The 20,551-nt window shown below is 71.1% G+C and carries 22 protein-coding genes and 1 tRNA gene; 13 read left to right on the top strand and 10 right to left on the bottom strand.

From position 1 onward, the window contains the following. The first annotated feature begins 38 nt into the window (after positions 1-38). On the top strand, positions 39-1,151 hold the full coding sequence (galK, locus tag ACIHFD_RS14000) for a galactokinase (protein ID WP_397367158.1): 1,113 nt from the start codon (positions 39-41) through the stop codon (positions 1,149-1,151). Positions 1,152-1,182: 31 nt separating this feature from the next. On the opposite strand, the gene ACIHFD_RS13995 is transcribed toward galK, so the two are convergent. The 3 genes from ACIHFD_RS13995 to ACIHFD_RS13985 all read right to left on the bottom strand — a co-directional run bounded on the left by ACIHFD_RS13995 (position 1,183) and on the right by ACIHFD_RS13985 (position 3,753). Continuing rightward, positions 1,183-1,956 carry an enoyl-CoA hydratase-related protein gene (locus ACIHFD_RS13995; RefSeq protein WP_397367157.1) on the bottom strand — a complete coding sequence of 258 codons (774 nt, stop codon included), beginning with the start codon at positions 1,954-1,956 and terminating at the stop codon, positions 1,183-1,185. 3 nt (positions 1,957-1,959) lie between these two features. Then, positions 1,960-3,081, bottom strand: coding sequence for a nitric oxide synthase oxygenase (locus ACIHFD_RS13990; protein ID WP_397367156.1), 1,122 nt, complete (start codon positions 3,079-3,081; stop codon positions 1,960-1,962). A 267-nt stretch (positions 3,082-3,348) separates the two neighbouring features. Then, positions 3,349-3,753: a hypothetical protein gene (locus ACIHFD_RS13985; RefSeq protein WP_397367155.1), complete on the bottom strand. Its 405-nt coding sequence runs from the start codon at positions 3,751-3,753 to the stop codon at positions 3,349-3,351. 392 nt (positions 3,754-4,145) lie between these two features. Here ACIHFD_RS13985 and ACIHFD_RS13980 point away from each other — a divergent pair, with 392 nt between their 5' ends. Both ACIHFD_RS13980 and ACIHFD_RS13975 read left to right on the top strand, forming a co-directional pair. Beyond that, on the top strand, positions 4,146-4,469 hold the full coding sequence (locus ACIHFD_RS13980; protein WP_363967251.1) for a YciI family protein: 324 nt from the start codon (positions 4,146-4,148) through the stop codon (positions 4,467-4,469). Next, a complete protein-coding gene (locus tag ACIHFD_RS13975; RefSeq protein ID WP_397367154.1) occupies positions 4,466-5,707 on the top strand; it encodes an RNA polymerase sigma factor in 1,242 nt (413 codons plus the stop codon). Before ACIHFD_RS13980 ends, ACIHFD_RS13975 begins: the two co-directional genes overlap by 4 nt. A gap of 247 nt (positions 5,708-5,954) precedes the next feature. Here the strand turns inward: ACIHFD_RS13975 and ACIHFD_RS13970 are convergent, their stop codons facing one another. Further along, positions 5,955-6,569 (bottom strand): response regulator, encoded by a 615-nt coding sequence (locus ACIHFD_RS13970; RefSeq protein WP_397367153.1) that lies wholly within the window; start codon positions 6,567-6,569, stop codon positions 5,955-5,957. Continuing rightward, positions 6,557-7,699: a sensor histidine kinase gene (locus tag ACIHFD_RS13965; protein WP_397367152.1), complete on the bottom strand. Its 1,143-nt coding sequence runs from the start codon at positions 7,697-7,699 to the stop codon at positions 6,557-6,559. Before ACIHFD_RS13965 ends, ACIHFD_RS13970 begins: the two co-directional genes overlap by 13 nt. A 75-nt stretch (positions 7,700-7,774) precedes the next feature. On the opposite strand from ACIHFD_RS13965, the gene ACIHFD_RS13960 reads away from it, so the two are divergent. Then, the gene (locus ACIHFD_RS13960) at positions 7,775-7,951 is read left to right on the top strand and encodes a hypothetical protein (RefSeq protein WP_355207971.1); all 177 of its coding nucleotides are present in this window, start codon (positions 7,775-7,777) and stop codon (positions 7,949-7,951) included. Positions 7,952-8,035: 84 nt separating this feature from the next. Here ACIHFD_RS13960 and ACIHFD_RS13955 read toward each other — a convergent pair whose 3' ends face one another. Then, the gene (locus ACIHFD_RS13955) at positions 8,036-8,197 is read right to left on the bottom strand and encodes a hypothetical protein (RefSeq protein ID WP_397367150.1); all 162 of its coding nucleotides are present in this window, start codon (positions 8,195-8,197) and stop codon (positions 8,036-8,038) included. 25 nt (positions 8,198-8,222) lie between these two features. Here ACIHFD_RS13955 and ACIHFD_RS13950 point away from each other — a divergent pair, with 25 nt between their 5' ends. Next, on the top strand, positions 8,223-9,209 hold the full coding sequence (locus ACIHFD_RS13950) for a hypothetical protein (protein ID WP_397367149.1): 987 nt from the start codon (positions 8,223-8,225) through the stop codon (positions 9,207-9,209). 227 nt (positions 9,210-9,436) lie between these two features. Here the strand turns inward: ACIHFD_RS13950 and ACIHFD_RS13945 are convergent. Next, positions 9,437-9,508: transfer RNA gene (locus tag ACIHFD_RS13945), tRNA-Asn, on the bottom strand. A 125-nt stretch (positions 9,509-9,633) separates the two neighbouring features. Here ACIHFD_RS13945 and ACIHFD_RS13940 point away from each other — a divergent pair. Next, a complete protein-coding gene (locus tag ACIHFD_RS13940) occupies positions 9,634-9,951 on the top strand; it encodes a YtxH domain-containing protein (RefSeq protein WP_350725184.1) in 318 nt (105 codons plus the stop codon). 112 nt (positions 9,952-10,063) lie between these two features. On the opposite strand, the gene ACIHFD_RS13935 is transcribed toward ACIHFD_RS13940, so the two are convergent. The 3 genes from ACIHFD_RS13935 to ACIHFD_RS13925 are packed head-to-tail and all read right to left on the bottom strand — an operon-like array spanning position 10,064 to position 12,002. Continuing rightward, entirely contained in the window at positions 10,064-10,540 is a 477-nt protein-coding gene (locus ACIHFD_RS13935; RefSeq protein ID WP_397367148.1) for a hypothetical protein, read from the bottom strand. After that, a complete protein-coding gene (locus ACIHFD_RS13930; RefSeq protein WP_397367147.1) occupies positions 10,537-11,811 on the bottom strand; it encodes an amylo-alpha-1,6-glucosidase in 1,275 nt (424 codons plus the stop codon). The genes ACIHFD_RS13935 and ACIHFD_RS13930 overlap by 4 nt, the downstream gene beginning before the upstream one ends. Before the next feature lie 32 nt (positions 11,812-11,843). Further along, positions 11,844-12,002, bottom strand: a complete 159-nt coding sequence (locus ACIHFD_RS13925) for a hypothetical protein (RefSeq protein WP_350725179.1) — start codon at positions 12,000-12,002, stop codon at positions 11,844-11,846. A gap of 179 nt (positions 12,003-12,181) precedes the next feature. Between ACIHFD_RS13925 and ACIHFD_RS13920 the strand changes: the two genes are divergently transcribed. From ACIHFD_RS13920 to ACIHFD_RS13890, 7 genes are all read left to right on the top strand, one after another. Then, entirely contained in the window at positions 12,182-13,348 is a 1,167-nt protein-coding gene (locus tag ACIHFD_RS13920; RefSeq protein ID WP_397367146.1) for a hypothetical protein, read from the top strand. Beyond that, positions 13,345-15,483 (top strand): tetratricopeptide repeat protein, encoded by a 2,139-nt coding sequence (locus ACIHFD_RS13915; RefSeq protein ID WP_397367145.1) that lies wholly within the window; start codon positions 13,345-13,347, stop codon positions 15,481-15,483. Before ACIHFD_RS13920 ends, ACIHFD_RS13915 begins: the two co-directional genes overlap by 4 nt. Positions 15,484-15,548: 65 nt before the next feature. Continuing rightward, positions 15,549-16,382, top strand: coding sequence for a PP2C family serine/threonine-protein phosphatase (locus ACIHFD_RS13910; protein ID WP_397367144.1), 834 nt, complete (start codon positions 15,549-15,551; stop codon positions 16,380-16,382). Next, positions 16,375-17,661 (top strand): VWA domain-containing protein, encoded by a 1,287-nt coding sequence (locus tag ACIHFD_RS13905; protein ID WP_363967266.1) that lies wholly within the window; start codon positions 16,375-16,377, stop codon positions 17,659-17,661. The genes ACIHFD_RS13910 and ACIHFD_RS13905 overlap by 8 nt, the downstream gene beginning before the upstream one ends. Beyond that, positions 17,661-18,290: an FHA domain-containing protein gene (locus ACIHFD_RS13900; RefSeq protein WP_397367143.1), complete on the top strand. Its 630-nt coding sequence runs from the start codon at positions 17,661-17,663 to the stop codon at positions 18,288-18,290. The genes ACIHFD_RS13905 and ACIHFD_RS13900 overlap by 1 nt, the downstream gene beginning before the upstream one ends. Beyond that, entirely contained in the window at positions 18,287-19,672 is a 1,386-nt protein-coding gene (locus ACIHFD_RS13895; protein WP_397367142.1) for a hypothetical protein, read from the top strand. The genes ACIHFD_RS13900 and ACIHFD_RS13895 overlap by 4 nt, the downstream gene beginning before the upstream one ends. Next, on the top strand, positions 19,669-20,475 hold the full coding sequence (locus ACIHFD_RS13890; protein WP_350725165.1) for a transporter substrate-binding domain-containing protein: 807 nt from the start codon (positions 19,669-19,671) through the stop codon (positions 20,473-20,475). Before ACIHFD_RS13895 ends, ACIHFD_RS13890 begins: the two co-directional genes overlap by 4 nt. The last annotated feature ends 76 nt before the right edge of the window (positions 20,476-20,551 follow it).

Below are 20,551 nucleotides of genomic sequence, written 5' to 3'. Positions count from 1 at the left end.
TAGTCTACGGTCGAGCCTTTGTTGAGGAGTGTTCGATTATGCGCGTTGTTGAAGCTTTCCGTGCCGCCTATGGCGCGGCCCCCCAGACCGTCTGGCGTGCGCCCGGCCGGGTCAACCTGATCGGCGAGCACACCGACTACAACGACGGCTTCGTCCTCCCCTTCGCCGTGCCGTGGGGCGTCACGGCCGCGATCACGCCGCGTACGGACGGCACCATCCGGCTCCTCTCCCTCCAGGCTCCCGGCGAGCCCGTCACGATTCCCAGTCACGACCAGTCGGCGGGCTGGACGCGCTACGTCGTCGGCGTCTTCGCCATGCTGGGCGACCGCGTGCGGGGCGCGGACATCGCGATCGACGGCGACGTCCCGCCGGGCGCCGGCCTCAGCTCCAGCGCCGCCCTCGAGGTGGCCGTCGCCTCGGCGCTCAACGACCTGCACGACCTGGGCATGACGCCCATGGAGATCGCCCTGCTCAGCCAGAAGGCCGAGAACGACTTCGTCGGCATGCCCTGCGGCATCCTCGACCAGGCCGCCTCGGCGCTGTGCGAGGAGGGGCACGCGCTGTTCCTCGACTGCCGCTCGCTCGGCTCCCGCAACATCCCGCTCGACCTGGCCGCCCACGGGCTGAGCATGCTGATCATCGACACGCAGGTCCACCACGAGCACGCCGGCGGCGAGTACGCCAAGCGCCGCGCCGAGTGCGAGTCGGCGGCCCGCAAGCTCGGCGTCCCGGCCCTGCGCGACGTCACGGACCTGGCGGCCGCCCTCGATCAGCTCCAGGGTGACGAGCGCAAGCGCACGATGCACATCGTCACCGAGAACCACCGCGTCGAGGCCCTCATCGGCCTCCTGCGCGCGGGCGCCGTCACCGAGATCGGCGCCCTCCTCAACGCCTCGCACCTGTCGCTCCGGGACCAGTACGAGGTCTCCTCGCCGGAGCTGGACGTCGCGGTCGAGGCCGCCATCAAGGGCGGGGCGCGGGGCGCCCGGATGACGGGCGGCGGCTTCGGCGGCTCCGCCATCGCCCTGGTGCCGGTGGAGCGCCTGTCCAGTGTCGAGGAGTCGGTGACCGGCGCGTACGCGGAGCACGGCTTCCAGCCTCCGCGCTTCCTGCCCGCCACCCCGGCCCGCGGCGCCCACCGCCTGGCCTGAGCCGCCTACCCTGCGCGCTTACCCTGCCCGCCTACAGGGGCGGGAAGTTCGGCGGGCGTCGCTCCAGGAAACTGGCGACGCCCTCCGCGAAGTCGGGGCGGTCGAAGGAGGCCATCATCTCCCGTACGGCCGCCTTGGCGGAGTCCTCCAGGGTGGCGTCCCAGTCGTGCCACACCTGCCGCTTGATCACCGCCATGGACGCCGGTGAGCTGTAGGCCGCGAGCTCCCGGGCGTACGCCTGTGCCTCGGAGAGCAGGCCCTCCCCCGGCACGACCCGGTTGACCAGCCCGAGCTCGTACGCCTCGGCCCCGGTGAACACCCGCCCCGACAGCAGGACGTCCATGGCCCGCTGCTGCCCCATGAGCCTGGGCAGCACCCACGACAGCCCGTACTCCGCGATCAGCCCCCGGCGCGGGAACGCCGTGGTCCACTTGGCGTCCGCGGCCGTGAAGACGAGGTCGCAGACGAGCGCGTGCACCATGCCCAGCCCCGCGCAGGCCCCGTTGACGGCGGCGATGATCGGCTTGCCGATCGTGGTCGGGAACGTGTTGGGCCGCGGGTCGGGCTCCACGTCGTAGGTGCCGCTCTGGATCGCCGCCAGCGCCTTGAAGTCCGCCCCCGAGCAGAACCCCTTGCCCGCGCCCGTGACCACGACGGCCCGCACCTCGGGGTCCTTCTCGGCCTCCGCCAGCAGGTCGAAGTAGCGCCGCCCCAGGGCGTCCGTCCACGCGTTGAGGGTGTCGGGACGGTTGAAGGTCAGTGTGAGTACGCCCTGGTCGAGGGATGAGAGCACGAGTTCTGCCATGCCCTAACCGAACCATGTTCTAGGCCGGGAAGGCAAGGACGGCGGCTGGCGGTGATGGACGAAGGCGGGGCTCAGGACGCTGGTGTCGTAGTAGCGGTGGAAGACGGGGGTGACGCTGCCCGACATCGGGGGCACGATCCACGACCAGTCCGCCGGGCAGACGCGCCCGGCCTTCTCCTCGCGCGACAGGTGGGTGAGGAAACGGCGCGACTCGGTGTGGTGATCGGTCATCGTCACCCCCTCCCGCTCGAACGAGTGCAGCACCGCCACGTTCAGCTCCACCAGCGCGTGGTCCCGCCACAGGGTTCGCTCGGTCGAGGTGTCCAGCCCGAGCCGCTCCGCGACGACCTTGAGCTGGTCGTACCTGTCGGCGTCCGCGAAGTTGCGGGCGCCGATCTCGGTGCCCATGTACCAGCCGTTGAAGGGCGCGCACGGGTAGCAGATGCCGCCGATCTCCAGACACATGTCGGAAATAGCCGGAACGGCATGCCAACGCAGGCCCAACTCCTCGAACCACTGATACTCCGGATGCACCAGCGGCACCTCCAGCACGACGTCACCCGGCAGGTTGCACAGCAGCGGATCGCCCAGGCTCGGCTGGATGATCACCGGCAGCACGTCGAACCGGCCGAACCTGCCCTGCCAGCCCAGCGCCTTGGCCAGGTCGGTGAGCTCCGCGTTGTGCGGGTCCCCCACGATGCGGCCCTTCCCGGTGCGGTGGCCCGCGTACCGGATGAGCTGGTCGTTCAGGATCCGGGGGCCGGGCAGCGCCGGGGTGTCGGGCGGCAGGACGGTCACCGTCGGCCTGATCCTGCCGTTCCCGGTGGCCACCCGCAGGTGCTCGACGCACTCCAGGGCGACCCCCTCGGCCGTGGTCACCTGCCTGCGGTCGCGCACCTTCAGCGAACGCCAGTAGAGCCGTCCGATGCACCGGTTGCTGTTGCGCCAGGCCACCCGGGCGCCGAACTCCAGCTCCTCGTACGTGTGGGTGTAGGTCCCGTGGCGGGCCACGTCTCTGGAGACGTCGCGCAACCGGGCGTGCAGGCCTCCGGCCTGGGGGTTCTCGGCGTGGAAGAGCCTGATGAAACGCTCCGCCTCGCGGAAGTCGGTGGTTCGCTCAAGCACTGCCTGCACGGTCAGAGCATCGAAGGGGCGCAGGCTCGTAATCCAGGTACGCACGCGGCAATCAGCACTTCTCCGTCATCGGATCGCCCCGCCGATTCCGGGTCGGCGACACGTCCTGGTGGCGGCGCCCTCTCCTCGCCCCCGTCGACCTGCCCGCGGCTCCCGGCCCAGAGGACCGGTAACCCATCCTTACCAGCCGCTCTCAGCTTTGTCCCGCCAAACCACGAAATGAACGCGCCCCGGAAAACTCCGGGGCGCGTTCAGCGGCTAACGGCCCGCGTAGTCCCTCCACACGCACGTGAGGTGGACGACGCGGCTGCGGTGCCAGCGCTTGCCGGCCTTGACCTTGTACGGCAGCTCCCCGGCCGGGACGCTGATCGACAGCCGGTCCGCAGGCAGGGTCGTCACGCCGTCCACGGTCACGGGCCGGGCCGGCTCGATGTACTCCTCGTCCACAAGCTCGGCCACCCTGGCCTTGGAGAACTTGACGACCTTGCCGTCGGTCAGCCAGCACGTGAGCGGGCCGGCCGGGAAGTCCGGCTCGCCGTGGACCCTGACCAGCCCTTCGCCGCGCACCTCGATCGGACCGTCGTCGGCCAGCGCGGACCCGGCCATGCCGGCGAGCCCGAGGGTGACGGCGGTGAGGACGACGGCGGCGCGTCGCTTGAACATTGGGGTCTCCTTCCCCGATTCGATGAGACAGCCCGAGGGTGGCGCGGCGCACCTGAAGGAGGGCTTAAGGCACCCGAAGTGATCTTCAGGTATGCCTCATCCGGGGTCGAGGAAGTGGAGCGCGGCCGCGCTGTCGGATCGCTGAAAGTTCTTCAAAGAAATCCGGGAGGCGGTGTCGGATCGGGGCGGTGGTGTTCGTAGCAGGGGTGAGGCCGCCCGCAAGGGGGCGGCGCCGAGGCGGAAGGAACCGCGATCATGAAGCTTGGTCGAGTCGCGGGTCGACTCCAAGGGCGTGACGACCCTGGTCTACCGGCCGGCCGGGCGCCCGCAGTATGCAACGCCTTGAAGCCCCTGACCGGCCCTGTCTTGACACCACAGGAGATGATCCTCAGATGCAGTACCTGATTTCCGTGATCCACGACCAGGCCGGCCTCGCCACCCCGGACGAGGACGCTGCGATCGACGTGTTCAACGACCGGCTCCAGACCGACGGCCACTGGGTCTTCGCCGGTGGCCTCGCCTCGCCCGACACGGCCACCGTCATCGACAACCGGGGTGGGGAGGCGATGGTCACCGACGGGCCCTTTCTGGAGTCCAAGGAGTACCTCGCCGGCTTCTGGATCATCGAGGCCCCCGACCTCGACGTGGCGCTCAAGCTGGCAGCCGAGGGGTCGAAGGCCTGCAACCGGAAGGTCGAGGTGCGGCCGTTCCAGTGAACAGGATCGACGTCCGCGAGGCGATCACCCAGGCCCACCATGAGGAGTGGGCCCGGGTGGTCGCCTCCCTGACCAGGCGCTTCGGCGACCTCGACATCGCCGAGGAGGCGGCCGCCGAGGCGTTCGCGACCGCCGTCCAGCGGTGGCCGGCCGACGGCGTGCCCCCCAACCCCGGCGCCTGGCTGACCACCACCGCCAACCGCAAGGCCATCGACCGGATCCGGCGCGAGAACAAGCGCGACGACAAGCACAAGGAGGCTCAGATGGTGTACGACGACGACCGGCCCGAGCCTGTCGGCGTCATCGACGACGACCGGCTCCGGCTGATCTTCACCTGCTGTCACCCGGCGCTGGCGATGGAGACCCGCGTGGCGCTGACGCTGCGCATGGTCGCCGGCCTGACCATGCCCGAGATCGCCCGCGCCTTCCTGGTGGCCGAGAGCGCCATGGGGCAGCGGATCACCCGCGCGAAGGCCAAGATCAAGGCGGCGCGCATCCCCTATCGGGTGCCGTCCGCGGAGGATCTCCCGGCGCGCGTCTCCGGCGTCCTCGCCGTCCTCTACCTTGTCTTCAACGAGGGCTACCTGGCCACCAGTCCCGACACCGATCCCGTACGGCACGAGCTGACCGCCGAGGCGATCCGGCTCACCCGCCTGATCCGTGCGCTCCTGCCGGACGACGGTGAAGTGGCCGGACTGCTGGCGCTGATGCTCCTCACCGAGGCCCGCCGCCCCGCCCGGGTGTCGTCCGGCGGGGAACTGGTGGCCCTCGACGAGCAGGACCGAGGGGCCTGGGACACGGCGCTGATCGCCGAGGGTCACCGGCTGGTGCGCGAGCGCCTCGCCGCTGCCGCCGCCGGGGTGGCTCCGGGTCGCTACCAGATCCTCGCGGCGATCAACGCCGTGCACACCTCCGCCCGCGACATGCGAGACACCGACTGGTCGCAGGTCCTCGCCCTCTACGACCAGCTCGTCCGCCTCGACCCCTCGCCGATCATCGCCCTCAACCGGGCCATCGCGGTCGCCGAGCTCGACGGCCCGGAAGTGGCACTGGCGGCCGTCGACCGTCTTGAGCCCAGGTTGGCCGGCTATCACGCCTACCACGCCACCCGCGCCGACCTGCTGCGCCGGCTGGGCCGCGGCCGGGAGTCGCGCGCGGCCTACGACAAAGCCATCGAACTGGCCGGCAACACCGCCGAGACCGCCTCCCTGACCCGCCGCCGCGACCAACTGCGGTAGCGCCCACGGACGCATCTCGCACGGGAGGCGATCCTCAACCGGAACACCCGCCCGGCGTTCCATCCGCCGCCGATACGCCGAGGACGAGGTGTCCCTGGCCGACCTGGCCAGCGTCGGACGCCGAGGAGGCACGCCCCACCCGAGGCCGACGCGCAGGCATGTCCCCGACGGACGCGCAGGCAGTCACCTCCCGGCCGGAGGCGAGAGGCCGTCGGGGCCGGAAGGAACCAACAGCCTGGGGACGGGCTCAGGGGTGGCGGTGGACGAGGCCGAGGTCCAGGGCGGCCAGGACGGCCGAGGTGCGGTCGGAGACGCCCAGCTTGCCGAACACCCGCAGCAGGTACGTCTTGACCGTCGCCTCCCCGATGAACAGCCGCCGGCCGATCTCCCCGTTCGTGAGCCCCTGGGCCACCAGCTCCAGGACCTCTCGCTCCCGTTCCGACAGCACGGGCATGGCAGGCCGCCGCCCGGCCAGCCGCGCGGCGACCGACGGCGAGAGCACCGTCCGGCCGCCCGCCGCCGCCCGCACGGCCGACGCCAGGTCCGCCCGTGACACGTCCTTCAGCAGGTATCCGGCCGCGCCCGCGGAGACGGCCCGCAGGATCTCCCCGTCGTCCTCGTACGTCGTCAGCACGATGACCCGGTGGCCGGGCCCCAGCCGTTCGATGGCGCTGACCCCGTCACCGCCCGGCATGCGCAGGTCCATGAGGATCACGTCGGGCCGCAGCCGGGGCACGACGACCACGGCCTCGTCCCCCGACCCGGCCTCGCCGACCACCTCCAGATCCGGCTCGGCCTGCAGCATCCCGCGCAGCCCCTCGCGGACGATCGGATGGTCGTCGACGATCATCACCCTGAGCATGGCAGCTCCACCACGAGCGTGGTCCCCTGGCCGGGCGAGCCGGTGATCCGGACGGTGCCGCCGAGCCGGGTCACCCGGTTGCGCATCGCGCGCAGGCCGTACCCGTCGCCGTCGGCCGAGGTGTCGAAGCCGCACCCGTCGTCGGAGATCGACATCCGTACGGCCGGGCCCGGCACGTGTTCGAGGGCCAGCCGTACGGAGCGGGCGCGGGCGTGCTTGCGTACGTTGGCCAGCCCTTCCTGAGCGGCCCGCACCAGCGTCTCCGCCACGAGGGCGGGCGCGTCGGCGGTCCCGGCGACGCTCACCTCCACGGGCAGCTCGAACCCCTTGGCCAGCCGCCCCAGCGCCTCCTCCAGCGAGGCGCCCTCCAGCGCGGGCGGCGCCAGGGCGGCGATGAGCGCGCGGGTCTCGGACAGGTTCTCCTTGGCCGTCTCCATGGCGCGCCGCACGTACGGGTCGTGCCCGTCCCCCGCGGCCTGCAGCAGCATCATGATGCTCGCGAACCCCTGGGCCAGGGTGTCGTGGATGTCACCGGCCAGCCGCTCGCGTTCGGCCAGCATCCCGGCCTCCTTGCTCACCTCGGCCAGCTCCTCCCGGGTGCGGTCGAGCTCCGCGATCAGCCGGGCCCGCTCGGTGTTCTGCCGCCCGAGCCGGTCGATGAACACCCCCAGCAGCGTACTGGCCGACAGTCCGAGGACGATCGCCACCGCGATCAGCAGCGGGTGCGAGCCGTTCTCCGCCATGAGCTGGATCGCGGGCCCGGTGAACATGGCCACCGTCACGGCCACGGCCCGCGCCCGCCGCAGCGCCATGAACGTCATGGGGATCAACGCCGACAGCGCGACGGCGGACTGCGACGCGAGCAGGTTGGCCGCGGTGAACAGGACGAGCATCGCGGCGGCGTGCCACCACCCCTCCTTGGTGGGCGCGACCGGCGCCCGCACGGCCTTGCGGCCCCACAGCGCGTACGAGACGGCGATCAGGAGCAGCAGGATGATGGCGACCGGCGCCCCGTCGTCCACCACGATGGTGATGATGGTCGCGATCAGCACGATCGCGAAGTACGCGTCCCAGAAGGGATAGGAACGCAACCAGGCGTTCTCCGCCCGCGCGTCCACGGGACTGCCCATGATCGACATTTTACCGGGAGCATGTCCACCGATCGGGGGACAGACCTCTGTCCTGCGCCACGCGATCGTGTGCATATGACCCAGAAGACATATCCCCGCCTGATGCTCGCCCTGACCGTGATCTACGGGCTGGTGATCGCCCTGCTCGCGCTGCTCCAGACCGGCGGGGTCGGCGTCGTCGCCATCGTCGGCGGCGTCATCGTCGGCCTCGGCTGGGCGCTGACCGGCATCCTCGCCAAACGCCCCTCCTGACCACGTCCGCTTCGGAAACGGCCTTTGAGCTGGTCGGGTGACAGGATCCCGCTGGACGTGACCCGGCCAGGAAATCGCTCGTCCCTACGCCTCGGCGAGGATCTCGGCTTTCAGCCGGCCATACTCCGCCACGGCGGCCGGGACGTGATCGAATACGAACATGTGGGCCGCCCAGAGCGCCGGCGACTCATACTCATCGTCCGGGAGACGGAGCAGCATCCCGTCCTGCCTTTTGTATGCGATCATCGATGGATGACAACGAGAAAGGCTTATGGTCGCTGACCGCCGGCTTGGGCTGCATGCGACCCTTCCCGATCGCTACGCCCGTTATGAGGTCCTGACCTCGACCATTGACCATCGTGGCCGACTGGCCGCCCTGGTCGCCGACCCCGCCCAAGGCTTCACCCCCATCCCGCACTTCTCCGGGCTACGGCCGCCTCCGCGCTATGACGCGACGGCCGTCATCTGCGACGGAGCCGAGATCAGTGAGATTCCGCTGACGGATCTCGACCTGTGGTTCACCCACATCGACACCCTCGCCGATGGCATCGCGCTGGCCGCCGCCCGCTGTGAGCCTGTGGGCATCGACCGCGAGCACTACTGGGAGCCGGTTCCCGAGGGCCGACTTCACCTCACCGACAACGTCCGGGTGATCGACGGAAACGGGCAGACCTGCTCGGCCTTCTACGCCGGTGACGGCATCGAGCAGCTCATGACGGATGCCCAGGGCAACATCTGGATCAGCTACTTCGACGAGTCGAACTACTGGTTCCCCAACCCGGACGGCACCCGCTCCTACGGTTTCATGATCGGTTTGGCACGCTGGGACAGCGACGGCGGACCGCCCTGGATGGCGCCGTCCCACACTCCAGACGTTGTCTGGTGCGACTGCTATGCGCTGAACGTCGGCCGTGACCTGGTCCATGCGTGCCCCTACACCGACTTCCCGCTGATCGAGATCGACGCTGACGGCGTCCGGAACATCACACCGAACCCCATCACACGGGGCCACGGCTTGGCCGTCTCAGGCACCGAGCTCGGCTTCCTCGATCAGCGTCGAGCGGGTGGCGGCTTCCGCTGGGAGATCCGCAGGGCCCGCCAACAGGCCGGGGCCATCACCAAGACGGACCGTGAGCGCCTGCTGCTGCCGGACGACCGGCACCCGACCGGCTGGGCACGGGGAAAGATCGGCAGAGATGGGACGCTGTGGCTGTACGAGAACGGGGATCCGCGGCGTTGGTACCGGTATGAGCTATGAGTGGACACCTGACCTGATCCAGGGTCGCCCTCAATACAGTCGATGAGCTCGGACGGCATCGGGAACATCGACGCTCCTTCGTCTCGATCTTGAGCGACGGCGAGGGCTCGGTGGAGCCCTCGCCGACCTCGTGGACCGTCTATCGACGCCAGACCAGAAGTGGCTTCCGGAACGACTCAGGCCCTCATCCTTGATCAAGGAAGAGGGCCTGCTTTGTGCAATCGAAGCTCCCGCGATAGGACTCGAACCTATAACCTGCCGGTTAACAGCCGGCTGCTCTGCCGTTGAGCTACGCGGGATCGTGCGTCTGCGCACTTCCTCGGGGCTGTCGGCCCCTCCGTCGTGCGCAGGAATAGATTAGCGCACTCCTGGAGTGCGTGTCGCATCGTAAGCGGGGTAGGCCCGGAGACAGCGGAGGTGCAAAATGCGTTATCGAGTGACATTCGCTGTGGGTCTGGCGATCGGCTACGTGCTGGGCAGCCGGGCCGGGCGCGAGCGGTACGAACAGATCAAGCGGACGGCCCAGCGCGTCGCCGACAGCCCCAGGGTGCAGGAGGTCGCCGGGGTGGTGGGCGCGCAGGCGTCGAGGCTGGCCGGGGTGGCCAAGTCGAAGGTGGGGGCGACGTTGCAGCACCGCATCCCGTTCCTCAGTGCCGACAACCACCACCCCGACACGGGCACGGGCTGGCCTGAAGAGGACATCGTGGACAAGAAGGCCCGCGAGAGCGGCATCCCTTACTGATCCGGTAGAGCAGGGCAGGGCATGGGCGTGGGCGCCCCACACGGCTCCGTACGGGCGTCCACAGCTGGGCGGGCGCACACGCCCATGCTCTGCCGCAGCCCGTCCATGGGCGTCACACGCCCATGCTCCGCCGCAGCCCTTCCAGGGCCTGTTCGGCCTGCGCGCGCAGGCCCGGGTCCTCGGGGTCGAGGCCGTCGTCGAAGACGAAGGTCCAGCCGCGCACCTCGCCGCCGGGCCGGCGCCTGGCCACCAGCCGCACCCCGCCCCTCCCCGGGAGCTTCACGTGCTTGTTGACCACGATCGTGGAGTTGACGCGCTCCCGCACGGTCTCGGGCAGCATCCGCGGGTCGGTGATCCGCTCGGCGTGTCGCGTGCCGTCCGTGGTGAGGATCCGCACCCCGTCGTCGTCCCACGACGCCTTGTCGACCATCTCGTACGGCACCCGCGTCCCGTCCGTCAGGTAGAGGGCGAGGTTCGTGGCCACCACATAGCCGGAGACCGCCCCGGCGGCGAACGTCAGCACCCGCTCCCCGGACTCGGTGGCCAGGGACTTGCGCACGTCGGCGGGCAGGCGGCGGAAAATGCTCATTCCTCCACGTTATCGGCGAGCAGATCGAGGGTGAGCGCCGCGCTCCACGAGAAGTCCCTGCACCCGCGCCCGCTGCCGTCGAAGGGGTCGAAACACTCCCGGAACCCGGCCTGCCGGACCAGGCGCAGGGTGCCGTTGGCGAGCTGCTGGCCGAGCTGGTCGAGCGAGTGCACGGCCGCGGCCCTGCGCAGCAGCCAGTTGGTGTTCACCCAGGAGGGGCCGCGCCAGTAGCGCGTACGGTCGAACTGAGGGGCCCGGATCTCGCAGCTCGGCACCGGATAGCCGGTGGCCCCCATGAACCTGGCCGACTCCAGCACCTCCACCGCCGCGTGCAGGCGGTCGCTGGGCAGCCCGGGATCCAGCAGCGGCCCGAACCCGCCCACCGTGCAGACCCGGATCAGCCGGTCGGTCCGCAGGTCGCGGGCGTAGAAGCAGCCGTCCCACAGGCGGTCGAGCATGGCCTGCCTGATGCGGTCGGCCTGCTCGGCGTGCGGTACGGGGTCGGCGCCCGCCAGCGGCGCCAGCTCGGCCAGGGCCTGGCAGGAGGCCAGCCAGATCCCGTTGAACATCGGGTCCTCGATCGCGAACGGATGCTCGTCCCGCAGGTATTCGGCCCGGTATCCGGCGTCCCGGTAGCGCATGGCCAGCCAGACGTAGCGGTCGTGGTCGCTGTCGGGGTGGCGCTGCTCGAGCTCCACGTGGCGGTAGCCGTACCTGATCGCGGGCAGCGCGTTCAGGGCCTCGTCCCAGGAGGGGCTGTCGTCCATGCCCGACTCCCAGGGGTGCACGATCGCCGCCAGGCCCGCGCCGCCGAGATCGCGGGCCGAGGCGAGGTAGGCGTGCTGGGCCACCAGCGCCGGGTACGCCTTCCTGACGAACGCGACGTCGCCGGTGTGCCGGTAGAACCACCACAGCGCCAGCGCGTGCAGCGGCGGCGAGGTGAGCCCCGAGGTGAGCACGCGTGGCGCGGCCTCGTGCTCCTGCGAGCGCCACACGGACGGGCCCGGGAAGTACGCCTCGCGCGTGTGGAAGACGATGTGCGGCACCATCCCGGTCGCCCACTGCCCCCGCAGCAGGCTGAGCAGCTCGTCGCGGGCCCGGTCCGGCCGGTGCCTGGCCAGACCGATGACGACGAACGCGGAGTCCCAGCTCCATTGGTGCGGATAGAGACCTGGCGCGGGCACGGTGCCCGTGCCTGTCCAGTTCGCCTCGAGCACGGCCAGTGCCTCGCGCCCGAGCGCGGCATCGTCGACCGCCGGCCGCGCCTCCATCACACAACTATGCCTGGGGAAACCCCAAGACGCTATGTCCTCTTGACCCACTTCGACAGGAGCATGACGCCGAACGCCACGGCACCGATGATCAGTCCCCACTTGAGCAGCGTGAGCGCGAAGCCCACAAGGGGCCCGAGAAGTACGAGTGCGGCCACGACAGCCGCGATGATCAGCAGAATTCGTCCCATGCCTGCAACGGTAAAAGATCCTTTAAGCGAATTGCAGGCGATGCAGGGTTGAATCAGGGACAAGTCAGGGGTCACCCCTACTCTTGGAACCAACCGGCCGATCCCCCCGTTGTGCCGGTAGGAGCAAGGGTTCGGGGGAGGCCTGCTTCACGGGGAGCGTGATGAGCCTGGGACCACCTATGAGCAGGGAGGGCGTCGAGCACGCACTGCGCGCTCGAGCCGACGAACGCGACCGCGTCTCCGGCGACCTGCTCGATCTCGAATCCCACACCACCTATCAGCTGCTCAAGGGAGCCTCCTTACGCGGGGAGACGCAGCGGAGATGGGCCGCGGCGCAGGAGTCGCTGGCCACGCTGTGGTCTCTGAACGACGCGTACCGGGCGGTGCTGCGTGACGCGGAGCAGATCAGGGCCACGCGCGCCAGGCTGACCCCCGAACAGCTGAGCCGGCTCACGGAGCTGCTGGCGGGCCCGTCCGTGGTGCTGCGGGCCACCGCCAAGCCCGTCGAGCAGCGCTCGCTGCTCCCCCAGAAGGACGAGCGGCTGACCCTCGACCAGACCCTGACCCGGATGGACGCCGCCTTCCGCGAGGTCACCTCCGCGCTCAACGACATCGACGCGGTGTGGAACGCCGTGCTGCCCCGCCTCGACGGCGCCGACAGCGACCTGCGCCACATCCGCGACCTCGAACGCCAGTTGGGCGAGGGCGCCGACCTGACCGCGCAGGAGGCCGAGCTGAAGCGGCTGCGCGGCTCGGTGCTCGAAGACCCGCTGGGCCCGTCCGCGGAGCCGGACCTCGACCGGCTGACCCGGCTGCTGGCCGGCTCCCGCGCGGAGCTGGAGCTGGCGCTCACCGTCAAGGACGAGTTCGCCAGGCGGCGGGAGGACCTCGTGGCCGCGCTCGACCGGGTACGGGCGGCCGAGAGCGAGGCCAGGCTGGCCCACGGCGCGGTCGTCGTGAAGATCGCCCTGCCGCCGCAGGCCCAGCCGCGCGGCCGGGCCGAGTCCCTGGCCGCCGAGCTGGACGCGCTCGACGCCTCGGCCGACACCTGGGTGCTGCGGGCCAAGCGGCTGGCGGCGCTGGAGGAAGAGGCCCGCAAGGCCGCCGAGCAGTCGCAGACCACGGCCAAGGCGCTCTACGGCCTGGTCAGCAGACGTGACGAGCTGCGCGGGCGGCTCGGCGCCTGCCAGGTGATGGCGGTGCGCAAGGGCCTGGCGGAGGACCCGGCGGCCTCCGAGCTGTTCGAACGGGCGCGCGTGCTGCTGTGGACCGCGCCCTGCGACCTGACGAGGGCGGCGGCGGCCGTCGAGACGTACCAGCGCGCGATCCACGGAGGTAAGCCATGACCCGCTGCGCGCAGCCGGGCTGCACGGGCACGATCGAGGACGGCTACTGCGACCTGTGCGGCCACTCGGCGAGCACGCCGGCGCCGCCGCCCGCCTCTGTGCCCGTTTCCGCACCTGTTTCGGTCCCCCTGCAGACACAGCCGGTGAGCCGGTCGGTCACCTCTCCGGTGAGCAGCGGCAGGTCGCGGCCCGGCGTGCTGGCCACCATCGCCGACCTGCCGTCGGTGCCCTACCGCGACCCGGCCACCGCCGTGATGGCCGACCCCATGGTGCCCGAGAACAAGCGGTTCTGCGCCAACCCGGCGTGCGGGCAGGAGGTCGGGCGCTCCAGGGAGGGCCGGCCGGGGCTGACGGACGGGTTCTGCCCGCACTGCCGCACGCAGTTCTCGTTCACCCCCAAGCTGGACAAGGCCGACCTGGTGGCGGACCAGTACCGCGTGCTGGGCTGCCTGGCGCACGGCGGGCTCGGCTGGATCTACCTGGCCTCCGACGAGAACCTCGACGGCATGTGGGTCGTGCTCAAGGGCCTGCTCAACACCAACGACGCCGAGGCGCTGGCGGCGGCGGAGGCCGAGCGGAAGTTCCTCACCACGGTCGACCACCCCAACATCGTCAAGATCCTCAACTTCCAGCGCTCCGGCGGCTTCGGCTACATCGTCATGGAGTACGTCGGCGGCCAGTCGCTGCACGAGCTGCGCCGCCAGGGCCCGGTGCCGCTGCGCGAGGCCCTCATGTACGGCCGGGAGATCCTGCAGGCGTTCGCCTACCTGCACGAGCACGGCATGGTCTACTGCGACCTCAAGCCGGCCAACGTGATCAGGGTCGGCAAGCGGCTCAAGCTCATCGACCTGGGTGCGGTGCTGCCCATCGGCGCGCCGCCGGGCTCGGGCTGGGCCACGCCCGGCTACCACGGCCCCGAGGTGGAGACCCACGCCGCCGCCGCCACCGCCGACCTCTACACCGTGGCCAGGACGCTGGCGGTGCTGGCGATCCCGGGCTTCTCCCCGTACGCGAACGGCGTGGCCACCCCGCTGCCCGAGGACTGCGGGCACCCGTCGTTCACCCGGCTGCTGCGCAAGGCCACCGCCGTCAATCCCGCCGACAGGTTCCAGAGCGCGGAGGAGATGGAGGAGCAGCTCGTCGGGGTGCTGCGGGAGGTCAGCGCCATCGAGGACAAGGTCCCGTACCCGGCGCCCTCGCCGATGTTCGGGCCCGAGCGCGGCGCCGTGGGCACGGCGCTGGCGGAGGAGAGCGACGTGGTGTTCGGGCCGCTCGACCCGGTGGCCGTCGCGCAGGCGCTGCCGGTGCCGCTGGTCGACCCCGCCGACGCGGCAGCGGGCGCGCTGGCCGGGCTGCTGGGCAGCGACGGCAAGGAGCTGATGGACCAGCTCGCCGCGCTGCCGAAGACGCCCGAGACGAAGCTGATGCGGGCCAGGCTGCTGGCCGAGGGGGCCGCGCCCGAGGCCCCCGTCGCGCTGAACGAGCTGGACATCGAGCTGCCCCGCGACTGGCGGGTGACCTGGTACCGCGGGGTGCTGTGCCTGACCACGGGACGGCCGGAGGAGGCCGTCGCCATGTTCGACGCGTGCCTGTCGGCGCTGCCCGGCGAGCTGGCGCCGAAGCTGGCGCTGGCGTTCGCGCTGGAGTGCGCGGGCAAGCCCGCCGCCGGCTGGTACGAGGCCGTGTGGCGGACCGACCACTCGTACGTGAGCGCGGTGTTCGGGCTGGCCAGGTCGGGCCGGATGAGCGTGCTCGACGAGGTGCCCACCCACTCGGTGCACCGGGCGCGGGCGCAGGTGGCGCTGGCCGTCTCCGTTGTACGGGGGGCCGACCTGAGCAGGCTCACCACGGACGACCTGGTGGGCTCGGCCGACCGGCTGGCCAAACAGGCCGACCTCGACCCGCGCCGCCGCGACGTGCTCACCGCCGAGCTGCTCACCTCGGCGCTGACCTGGCTCGAGAGCGGCTCGCCACCGAAGGGCGCGCGACTGGCCGAGGCGCCGTTCACCGAGCAGGGGCTGCGCAGGCGGCTGGAGTCGATCTTCCGCAAGCTGGCCGTCGCGGCCGAGTCCCGCCAGGAGCGCCACGCCCTCATCGACCAGGCGAACGCGGTGCGCCCGAGGAGCTGGTTCTGATGGATCCGCAGCGAAGCGAGGACATCCATCAGAACGCCCCGAGCGCAGCTCGGCAAAAGGACGCCATGAGCTGTCCTGTGTGTGAGGCGCCCGTGCTCGCGGGTGACACCTACTGCGAGGCGTGCGGGCACACCCTGGGCGCGCCGACCTGCGCGTCGTGCGGCGCGGCGGCCGTGGACGCCGAGGGCTACTGCGAGCGGTGCGGCCTGCGCCAGCCCACCGACAGGGACCACGCGGAGACCGTGATCGACGGCGGCGCGGCGGCCGTGACCGACAAGGGCCTGCGCCGCAGCCGCAACGAGGACGCGGTAGCGCTGCTGACGTCCGGCGACGCGATCGTGACCGTGGTCTGCGACGGCGTGGGCAGCTCGCCCAGGGCCGACGAGGCGTCCGCGGTGGCCGTCGAGACCGCCTCGGCCGCGCTGGCCAGGGGGCTGGGGCAGGAGGAGGCGTTCGAGCTGGCCGGGCGCGCGGTGACCAAGCTCGCCACGTCCGTGGACGACGCCCCCGCCTGCACGTACATCGCCGCCGTGGTCGAGCGGGGCCGGATCACGCTCGGCTGGGCCGGCGACACCAGGGCCTACTGGCTGCCGGGCCCGGCAGGCCGGCCCGGCGTCATGCTGACCGTGGACGACGCGATCGAGACCGGCGAGATCACCGGCTGGCTGGGCGCCGACGCCGTCGACGTCCCGCTCCACGTACGCACCCTCACCCCGGAGGAGCCCGGCCTGCTGCTCGTCTGCAGCGACGGCCTGTGGCGCTATCTGGACGGCTACGCCTTCCCCAGCTCCGGAACCCCCATCGACATGGCCCGCGAGATGCTGCGCCACGCGCTCGACTCCGGCGGCCAGGACAACGTGACCATCGCCTTGATCCCCCTAGGAGTGACGCATGGGTGAGCAGCCGACCTTCACCTTGACGATCGACCAGAACAAGTACCTCTCCACCGACGGCCGCGACGTGCACGCCATCCTCACGGTCAGCTCCACCGGCGGCGTCACCACGCAGTCCGTCGCCGCCGAGGCCGCCGAAGTGATCATCATTGACACGTCCGGCTCGATGAGCGGCAGCAAGATCCGCGAGGCCAGGCAGGCGGCCACGACCGCCGTCCACACCCTGCGCGACGGGGTGTATTTCGCGGTGGTCGCCGGCACCGAGCGGGCCAAGGTCGTCTACCCCGGCGGCAACGCCAACCTGGTCAGGTCGAGCCCGGCCACCAGGGCCGAGGCAGAGCGGGCGATCAGCCGGTTGAGCGCGCACGGCGGCACCGCCATGGGCGAGTGGCTGAAGCTGGCCGGGCATCTCCTCTCGGCGCACCCGTCGGCGATCCGGCACGCGCTGCTGATGACCGACGGCCAGAACAACGAGCGGCCCGAGGTGTTCGCCTCCGTGCTGGCGGGCTGGAGCGGCAAGTTCGTGTGCGACTCCCTGGGGATCGGCGAGGACTGGGTGCCCGCCGAGCTGCGGAAGGTCGCGGAGGCCATGCTCGGCTCGTTCGACTACGTACGCAACCAAGGGGATCTGTCGGAGTTCTTCCGCAGGCTGACGCAGACGTCGATGAGCAAGACCGTGGCCGAGCTGTCGCTGCGGGTGTGGGTGCCGCAGACCGCGACGCTGAAGTTCGTCAAGCAGGTCTCCCCCACGCTGCTCGACCTGACCGGCAAGCGCACCGACGTGAACCCGCTGACCGGCGACTACCCGACCGGCTCCTGGGGCACGGAGGAGCGCGAGTACCACATCTGCGTGGAGGTGCCGCCGGGGCAGATCGGGCACGAGATCAGGGCCGGCTGGGTCAAGCTCGTACGCCCCGACACCCAGGAGGTCCTGGCCAGCGGGAACGTGCTCGCCCAGTGGACCGACGACCTGGCGCAGTCCACCCGGATCAACGGCAAGGTCGCCCACTACACCGGCCAGGCCGAGCTGCACGAGCTCATCCAGGACGGCCTCAGCGCCCGCGCCATGGGGGACGTCGACACCGCGACCGCCCGCCTGGCCAAGGCCCAGCAGCTGGCCGCCCAGTCGGGCCGCGAGGACACGGCCAGGCTGCTGGAGAAGGTGGTCGAGGTCGATCCGGCCACCGGCACGGCCAGGCTGCGCAGGAACGTGGACAAGGCCGACGAGCTCGAGCTCGACACCGGCTCCGTCCGTACCAGCCGGCTGCGCAAGGAAGGAAACTGATGGCCACCTGTCCGCAGGGGCACCCATCAGGCGCCGACGACTACTGCGACGTCTGCGGCGCCCAGATGGGGGGCGCGCCCGCGGCCGCGCCCCAGCCCCAGGCTCCGGGCCCGTCGGCGGAGGCGTGCCCGGTCTGCCAGACGCCGCGCGCCGGGCAGTTCTGCGAGGTGTGCGGGCACGACTTCACCGGCGGCAGCGCGCCCGTCGCGGTCCCCGTGAGCGGGGTGCGGTTCGAGGCCGTCACGGCGGCCGACCGGACCTACTACGAGAAGGTCGTCGCCGAGGGCGGGCCCGACGCGGCGGCGATGGCGTTCCCGCCGTACTGCCCCGAGCGCTCGTTCGCGCTGATGGGCGAGCAGGTACGCATCGGGCGGCGCAGCAGGGCCAGGAACGTGGCCCCCGAGATCGACCTGACCGGGCCGCCCGAGGACCCGGGCGTCTCCCACCTGCACGCCGTGCTGCTGGCGCAGCCGGACGGCTCGTGGCTGCTGGTCGACCCGGGCTCCTCCAACGGCACCCAGGTGAACGGCAAGCCCGTCAAGGTCAACGTGCCGGTCAGGGTCGGCGCGGGCGACCGGATCCACCTGGGCGCGTGGACCGTCATCACCATCAGGGAGGGCACGCCGTGACCCTCGCACAGCCCCAGGCGCCCCAGGCCCCCGCGGTGCCGGCGGCGGGCGGCCCGCCGCCGGCGCGCCGGAGCGTGCCCGGCAGGATCCGGGTCATCACCGGCATCACCGTCGCCTCGCTGGCGCTGCTCTTCGGGGCGCTCGCGGTCGGCAGCATGACCGCCCGCGATGGCCTGCAGGTCATCGGGCGCGACGCGGGCCCGCAGGTGGTCGCCACCGCCGATCTCTACCTGGCGCTGAGCGACATGGACGCGCAGGTGGCCAACGTGCTGGTCATGGGCGACCAGTACGCGCCGCAGCGCGCGCAGGCGCTCGACCGCTACGAGGCGGCGCGGTCCAGGGCCAACGAGGCGCTGATGCAGGCGCTGTCGCTGGCCGACACCAAGGCGGAGCAGGCGACGGTCCACGCGGTGCTCGACCGGCTGGGCCGCTACGAACGGCTGACCGGCCAGGCGCTGCTGCTGGACGAGCGGTCCAAGCACGCGCCGGGGCCGCCTCCCCAGGACGTGGTGCTCACCTACCGCGAGGCCACCAAGCTGATGCGGGTCGAGCTGCTGCCCCAGGCGTACAACCTGACCTTGGAGAGCGGCACGATCGTGCGCGCCACCTATGACGAGAAGGCCGTCATGGTGCCCCTGCTGCGGGCCGCCGTGGTGGTGGCCGGGCTGCTCGCGCTGGGCTGCCTGATCTGGCTGCAGGTCTTCCTCGCGCGACGCTTCCGCCGGGTGTTCGGCCCGGCGCTGCTGGTCGCCACCGTGACGACCGCGGTCGCGCTGATCTCCGGGCTGACCGTGCTCGCGCAGGACGAGAACGCGTTGCGCACGGCGAAGTCGGCCGGGTTCGACTCGGTGCTGACGCTGGCCAAGGCGCGCTCGATCAGCAACAGCATGCAGGGCGACCAGAGCCGCTACCTGCTCGACAAGGAGTGGGCCGACACCTACGAGCACACGTTCCTGGACAAGGCGATGTCGGTCGTCTACCTCAAGGCGGGCAACCTGCGGACCTACCACGACCAGGTCGCCAAGGGTGACGACGACGTCCTCGGCCTGCTGGGGCCCGAGCTCGTCGGCAAGCAGGGCGAACAGGCGATGGAGGCGTACCGGAGTTTCCAGGCCGCCGACGGGAAGTTCCGCGAGCTGGTGGCGGGCGGCAGGACCAACGAGGCGGTCGCCGAGCGGCTCGGGCCGGTGAGCCAGGCGTTCGACGCCTATGACCGCGCGCTGGTGTCGCTGTCCGCCGGGCACCAGGCCGTGTTCACGCGGGCGATCGCGACCGGCGAAGGCTCGCTGGACAACCTGTGGCGGCTGCTGCCGTTCGCCATCGGCGCGATCGGCCTGCTGGTGATCGCAGGGGTGTGGCCACGACTCAAGGAGTACCGGTGAAGCGGGCGTTGGCAGCGGTGCTGGCCCTGTTCGCGACGGTCGTCGCGGGCTGCGGGACGGACGGGCAGGAATCGGTCCTGGACAAGGACCAGATCGTCATCGCGGTACGGCCCGACCTGCCGTCGGTCGGGTTCCGCCGCCCGGACGGCGGGTTCGAGGGCTTCGACGTGGACGTGGCCGCCTACATCGCGCGCAAGCTGCACAAGCAGGCCTCCTACATCCCCGTGCTGGCCGCCGACCGGGCGAAGGTGCTGACGGACGGCAAGGCCGACCTGGTGCTGGCCACGTTCACGATCGACCAGGAGCGCAAGAAGGACGTGCTGTTCGCGGGGCCGTACCACGTCTCCTACCAGGACATCCTGCAGCGGCCCGACGAGACGATCAAGAACGTGCGCGAGCTCAAGGGCCGCAGGATCTGCGCGGTCAAGGGCTCGAACGCGGCCCAGCGGGTCGTGGAGGAGCGCGAGGTGCCGGCGCAGCTGGTGCCGTTCGACGACTACAAGGCGTGCCTGACGGCGCTGAAGAGCAAGCAGGTCGACGCGGTCACCACCAATGACGTCATCCTGGCGGGGCTGGCCAACCAGGACGGGACGGGGCTGAAGCTGGCCAACGCGCAGTTCAACGAGCAGCGTACCGGGGTGGGCATGCGCAGGAGCGACGTGGCCGGGTGCGAGGCGGTCAACCGGGCGATCACCGACATGTACCAGGACGGGACGACCGCGCGGCTGCTGCACCGGTGGTTCGGCAAGTCGGGGCTGGACCTGTCGACGGTCGCGGTGCCGCAGTTCGAGGGCTGCTCCTGACGGCCGCGGACATGCTTCGGACAGGGGAAGGGCCCGGGCGGCGAGGCCCGGGCCCGTTCCCTTGGGATCCCTCCGG

This window comes from Nonomuraea sp. NPDC051941 (assembly GCF_044593615.1).
This window is presented reverse-complemented; position numbering and strand designations above follow the sequence as displayed.

Excerpts from the sequence above, each read along its gene's own strand:
- ACIHFD_RS13980 (WP_363967251.1), top strand. The coding sequence starts at position 4,146 with ATGCAGTACCTGATTTCCGTGATCCACGACCAGGCCGGCCTCGCCACC.
- ACIHFD_RS13900 (WP_397367143.1), top strand. The coding sequence starts at position 17,661 with ATGGCCACCTGTCCGCAGGGGCACCCATCAGGCGCCGACGACTACTGC.
- ACIHFD_RS13935 (WP_397367148.1), bottom strand. The coding sequence starts at position 10,540 with ATGAGCATTTTCCGCCGCCTGCCCGCCGACGTGCGCAAGTCCCTGGCC.
- ACIHFD_RS13985 (WP_397367155.1), bottom strand. The coding sequence starts at position 3,753 with ATGTTCAAGCGACGCGCCGCCGTCGTCCTCACCGCCGTCACCCTCGGG.
- ACIHFD_RS13915 (WP_397367145.1), top strand. The coding sequence starts at position 13,345 with ATGACCCGCTGCGCGCAGCCGGGCTGCACGGGCACGATCGAGGACGGC.
- ACIHFD_RS13950 (WP_397367149.1), top strand. The coding sequence starts at position 8,223 with ATGGTCGCTGACCGCCGGCTTGGGCTGCATGCGACCCTTCCCGATCGC.
- ACIHFD_RS13965 (WP_397367152.1), bottom strand. The coding sequence starts at position 7,699 with ATGGGCAGTCCCGTGGACGCGCGGGCGGAGAACGCCTGGTTGCGTTCC.
- ACIHFD_RS13910 (WP_397367144.1), top strand. The coding sequence starts at position 15,549 with ATGAGCTGTCCTGTGTGTGAGGCGCCCGTGCTCGCGGGTGACACCTAC.
- galK (WP_397367158.1), top strand. The coding sequence starts at position 39 with ATGCGCGTTGTTGAAGCTTTCCGTGCCGCCTATGGCGCGGCCCCCCAG.
- ACIHFD_RS13940 (WP_350725184.1), top strand. The coding sequence starts at position 9,634 with ATGCGTTATCGAGTGACATTCGCTGTGGGTCTGGCGATCGGCTACGTG.
- ACIHFD_RS13920 (WP_397367146.1), top strand. The coding sequence starts at position 12,182 with ATGAGCAGGGAGGGCGTCGAGCACGCACTGCGCGCTCGAGCCGACGAA.
- ACIHFD_RS13925 (WP_350725179.1), bottom strand. The coding sequence starts at position 12,002 with ATGGGACGAATTCTGCTGATCATCGCGGCTGTCGTGGCCGCACTCGTA.
- ACIHFD_RS13955 (WP_397367150.1), bottom strand. The coding sequence starts at position 8,197 with ATGATCGCATACAAAAGGCAGGACGGGATGCTGCTCCGTCTCCCGGAC.
- ACIHFD_RS13970 (WP_397367153.1), bottom strand. The coding sequence starts at position 6,569 with ATGCTCAGGGTGATGATCGTCGACGACCATCCGATCGTCCGCGAGGGG.
- ACIHFD_RS13995 (WP_397367157.1), bottom strand. The coding sequence starts at position 1,956 with ATGGCAGAACTCGTGCTCTCATCCCTCGACCAGGGCGTACTCACACTG.
- ACIHFD_RS13960 (WP_355207971.1), top strand. The coding sequence starts at position 7,775 with ATGACCCAGAAGACATATCCCCGCCTGATGCTCGCCCTGACCGTGATC.
- ACIHFD_RS13905 (WP_363967266.1), top strand. The coding sequence starts at position 16,375 with ATGGGTGAGCAGCCGACCTTCACCTTGACGATCGACCAGAACAAGTAC.
- ACIHFD_RS13930 (WP_397367147.1), bottom strand. The coding sequence starts at position 11,811 with ATGGAGGCGCGGCCGGCGGTCGACGATGCCGCGCTCGGGCGCGAGGCA.